1 protein-coding gene is annotated in these 359 nt (G+C 47.1%); it reads left to right on the forward strand.

Translation table 11 applies throughout. The features are described from left to right. On the forward strand, positions 1–359 hold a 359-nt coding region (locus NE473_RS30635; protein WP_256265597.1), incomplete at both ends, for a divalent metal cation transporter.

Genomic DNA, 359 nt, shown 5'->3' on the forward strand with positions numbered 1-359 from the left:
AAAAGCATCATTTCTGGAACTGTTAAAACGTATTGGTCCGGGTATCATTCTGGCGGGGGTTGTAATCAGGCCCGGAAATATCACCACATCTGCGATGTTGGGATCCAACTATGGATACTCAATGATATGGCTTGTCGTTCCCATTGCATTTATGGGCATCACATTCATGCTGACGACATACAGGATCTCCATGCTTACGGGAATGCCGGTGATTCATGCCATCCGCCATTACTATGGAAAAGGGGCGGCGGTCATTGTCGGCATGGCTACATTTTTCGCGTGCCTGTTCTTTATAATGGGAAATATAACAGGATCGGGAGCCGGTATGAATCTGATCTTCGGAATGAACTGGAAGCTGG

The sequence above is a fragment of the Hungatella sp. SL.1.14 genome (genome assembly GCF_024460495.1).
GTDB lineage: Bacteria > Bacillota > Clostridia > Lachnospirales > Lachnospiraceae > Hungatella > Hungatella hathewayi.